The sequence below is a fragment of the Pseudarthrobacter sp. NKDBFgelt genome, from assembly GCF_046097905.1.
Lineage (GTDB): Bacteria > Actinomycetota > Actinomycetes > Actinomycetales > Micrococcaceae > Arthrobacter > Arthrobacter polychromogenes.
On the sequence record NZ_JBJURL010000137.1, the window covers coordinates 1 to 4,064 of the forward strand.

At 69.3% G+C, this 4,064-nt stretch carries 3 protein-coding genes; all 3 read left to right on the forward strand.

The window, feature by feature from the left end:
• Positions 1-196 precede the first annotated feature (196 nt).
• On the forward strand, positions 197-1,957 hold the full coding sequence (locus ACKAE7_RS20475; protein WP_408980157.1) for a thiamine pyrophosphate-dependent enzyme: 1,761 nt from the start codon (positions 197-199) through the stop codon (positions 1,955-1,957).
• 183 nt (positions 1,958-2,140) lie between these two features.
• A complete protein-coding gene (locus tag ACKAE7_RS20480) occupies positions 2,141-2,899 on the forward strand; it encodes a LamB/YcsF family protein (RefSeq protein ID WP_408980158.1) in 759 nt (252 codons plus the stop codon).
• Positions 2,896-4,064, forward strand: a 1,169-nt coding sequence (locus ACKAE7_RS20485) for a carboxyltransferase domain-containing protein (protein ID WP_408980159.1), incomplete at its 3' end; no start/stop codon positions are given. The genes ACKAE7_RS20480 and ACKAE7_RS20485, both read left to right, overlap by 4 nt.

The following is a 4,064-nucleotide window of genomic DNA, read 5'->3' on the forward strand; positions in this document are numbered from 1 at the left end:
CTCACCATGCTCGTCACCGCCATCGCCTCCATCCTCATGGTCATCGGCTGGTACGCCTGCCGCACCCGCATCCGCGAAATCGCCCAAACCCGCGAAGGCCACACCGGACTCTCCCCCGTCATCGCCAACCCACCCGCCAACACCTTCAGATAAAACCCACCCTGACCAAAGCCGTCCGAACAGCCAAAGAAAGCCCATGACAACGGAAACCGAAGCAACCCCCGCCGAATCCCCCACCCAGCCTGCCGCCGTCGCAAACCCTGCTGACGCCAGCCCGCAGCCGGGCCAGCCGCCCGCACCCCAGGCCAGCCCGCCGGCGCTGAAATCAGCCGGGCACGTCATCGTCGATTCGCTGGTGGCGCACGGGGTGGACCGCACCTACGTGGTGCCGGGCGAAAGCTTCCTGGACGTGCTGGACGGCCTGCACGGCCTGCACGGCTCCAGCATCGACACCATCGTCTGCCGGCACGAGGGCGGCGCAGCCTACATGGCCGAGGCAGACGGGAAGATGAACCAGCGCCCGGGCATCGCCATGGTGACCCGGGGGCCTGGCGCCGCAAACGCCCATGTTGGGCTGCATACCGCCTGGCAGGACTCCACCCCCATGCTGCTGTTCGTGGGCCTGATCCCGTTCGCGCACCGGGACCGGGAGGCATTCCAGGAGTTCGACATCAAGGCCTGGTTCGATACCGGCGCCAAACGCGTGATGGTCCTGGACCACGCGGAGCGGGCGTCGGAGATCGTGGCCGAGGCGATGTTCGCTGCCATGAGCGGACGGCCCGGTCCGGTGGTGGTGGGCCTGCCCGAGGACATCATCCGGCAGCAGATTGACCCGGCACTGCACCCTGCCATCCCGGTAGCGGCCGGCGGCATGAGCCGCACCGACGCCGCAGCCCTGGAAGCCGCCCTGGCGGAATCCAGCAAGCCGCTCTTCGTCACCGGCGGCAATGACTGGACGCAGGAGGCGGCAGACCAGCTGACCGGCTGGCTGGAACGGCACCACATCCCGGCCGCGGCTGAATGGCGGACCCAGGGCACCGTGTCCTTCGATTCACCCTCCTACGTCGGCCCCATCGGCTACGGCCGTCCCCGCCCCACGTACGACCTCCTGGAGGAAACCGACCTCCTGGTGTTTGTGGGAACCGTGCCCGGGGACGTCATCACGGACGGATTCGTCTGCCGGCAGGACTGGACCAAGGAGAACTTCCTGGTGACTATCGACCCCTCCCTCCGCGGCCGGTCCGGGCCGGTGTCCCGGCAGATCGTGGCCAAGCCGGAAGCCTTCGTCCGCGACCTCGCCGGCATCAGCCTGCCGGCCAAGGAGGAGTGGAAGGCCTGGACCGCGAGGATGCGGACCGAGCAGGAACGGTTCGCCGCACTGCCTCCGGCGGCCCCTGCGGCGGGCCAGGCGCGGATGGACACCCTGATGGCAAACCTGGTGCCGCGGCTGCCGGAGGATGCCATGGTGACCTTCGGGGCAGGCGAGCACACCAACTGGGCGCACCGGTACTTCCCCACCCGCCGCTACGCCTCCATGATCAGCGCCCGCAACGGCTCCATGGGCTACTCCGTCCCGTCCGCCATCGCGGCATCCCTGGCTGAACCACGACGACGGGTGGTCACCATTGCCGGGGACGGCGAGTTCCTGATGAACGGGCAGGAGCTGGCCACCGCCGCCCAGTACGGGGCCACCCCGCTGGTGGTGGTGATGGACAACCAGGAATACGGCACCATCCGCACCCACCAGGAGCGCCACTACCCGGAACGGGTCTCCGGGACCCAGCTGAAGAACCCCGATTTCGGGCTGATGGCCAGGGCCTTCGGTGGGTTCGGCATCACAGTGACCGAGGACCGGGACGTTCCGGCCGCGCTGGACGCCGCCCTTGCCGCCATCGACCGGGACGGCGTCTTCGCCCTGGTCCACCTCGTAGTGGAACAGCGCGTCAAGGCTTACTGAGCCTGCCGCCCACGGAAAGCGGACGACGGCGGGAGGCTCCGCCGTCGTCCGCTCCCTGTGTTGCATACGTGGCCGGAACGCGTGGCCGGGCAGGCGCCTTGGCACCATTTTCGTCAATATTGTTGAACAATCTTGGATTCTCGTGCATCCTAAAGAGACCACTTCAACGAGACGAGAATCACTATGGCCTCCATTGACCTCAACAGCGACGTCGGCGAATCCTTCGGCAACTGGACCATGGGCGACGACGCCGCCATCTTCCGCTCCGTCTCCAGCGCGAACATCGCGTGCGGCTTCCACGCCGGCGATCCCTCCACGATTGCCCGGACCTGCCGCGACGCCGTCGCCGCCGGCATCAGCATCGGCGCCCACGTGGGGTACCGCGACCTTGCAGGCTTCGGCCGCCGCTTCCTGGACTGCTCCCCCACGGAACTCGCGGATGACGTGCTCTACCAGCTGGGAGCCCTGCAAGGCATTGCCCGCGCAGCCGGCGGCCGGATCAGCTACGTAAAACCCCACGGGGCGCTGTACAACACCATCGTGACCCATCAGGTGCAGGCGCAGTCAGTGGTGGATGCGGTCAAAGCCTTCGGCGGGGACCTGCCGATACTGCTTTTGCCGGGTTCGGTGGCACTCGCCACCGCCGAGGCAGCCGGCCTCCGCGGAGTAGCCGAGGCCTTCGCGGACCGCGCCTACAACCCGGACGGAACACTGGTGTCCCGCCGCGAACCCGGCGCCGTCCTCCATGACGAGGATGCTGTGGCAGCCAACATGGTGCGGCTGGCCACCGAGGGCACCATCGTTGCCCGGGACGGGTCCACCATCAAAACCTCGGCCGAAAGCATCTGCCTGCACGGCGACACCGCCGGCGCCGTGTCCATGGCGGCCGCGGTCCGCCGCGAACTCGAAGCAGCCGGCGTGGACATCAGGAGCTTCGTGTGAGTTCCCCGGAGATACGCTGGGCCGGGCCCCGGGCCCTGCTCCTGGAGCTGGACTCCCTTGACGCAGTGCTGTCCCTGCACTCCCGCCTCAGGGACAACCCGGCTGCGGGACAGGTCGATGTGCTCGCGGCGGCACAAACAGTGCTGGTTGTCTTCGACTCCCGCGCCAGCGCCCGCGCTGCCCGCGGGTCCCTCGCCCGGGTCGGGAGCATGCCGGCAGGCGCCGCTGCCGTCCAGGACAAGCCGGTGCACATCGAGGTGGTGTACGACGGCGAAGACCTTGCGGAGGTGGGCGAGCTCACCGGCATGGGGCCCGAGGGAGTCGTCGCCGCCCACACCGGCCAGCTGTGGACCGCCGCCTTCGGCGGGTTCGCGCCCGGATTCGCCTACCTTGTAGGGGAAACGGACGCCCTGAACGTTCCCCGGCGCGGCACCCCGCGGACCGCCGTGCCTGCCGGATCGGTGGCCCTGGCCGGCAACTTCTCGGCCGTGTATCCGCGGCGGTCACCGGGCGGCTGGCAGCTCATCGGGCACACCGCCACGCGCATGTGGGACCTCCAGCGCGAGCAGCCCGCCCTGGTCCGCCCCGGCACCACCGTCCAGTACGTCGCGGTGCGCGAGCTCATTGAGCTCAGCCGGACGGACACGGACCAGGGTGACGGGACCCAGGCTGACGCTGCAGTTGCTGAAACACCTGCCGCCGGCCCCGCACTGGAGGTCCTTTCGCCCGGGCCACAGGCACTTATCCAGGACCTCGGGCGGCCGGGCCTGGGTGACTTGGGAGTCTCCCCGGCCGGCGCTGCAGATACTGCGAGCGCCCGCCAGGCGAACCGGCTGGTGGGAAACCTGCCCAGCGATGCCGTCATCGAAAACGTCATGGGCGGCCTTTCCGTGCAGGCTCGGGGCGAGCTGACGGTTGCGCTCAGCGGTGCGGGCGCGGCGGCGGACATCCGTAGCGAGGGTGGCAGCAGCAGGCCAGCGCCGATGTACGCCCCCTTCCCCCTGCACGACGGCGAGAGCCTCCACCTCGGCGTGCCGGAGGCAGGCCTGCGCACCTACCTCGCCGTCCGCGGCGGGATCGATGTTCCTCCCGTGCTGGGGAGCCGCTCGACGGACCTGATGTCGGGCATCGGCCCGGCCCCGCTGGCCGCCGGATCGGTGCTGCC

Bases quoted from the DNA above. Each gene is read 5' to 3' on its own strand.
- ACKAE7_RS20475 (WP_408980157.1), top strand. From the start codon at position 197: ATGACAACGGAAACCGAAGCAACCCCCGCCGAATCCCCCACCCAGCCT.
- ACKAE7_RS20480 (WP_408980158.1), top strand. From the start codon at position 2,141: ATGGCCTCCATTGACCTCAACAGCGACGTCGGCGAATCCTTCGGCAAC.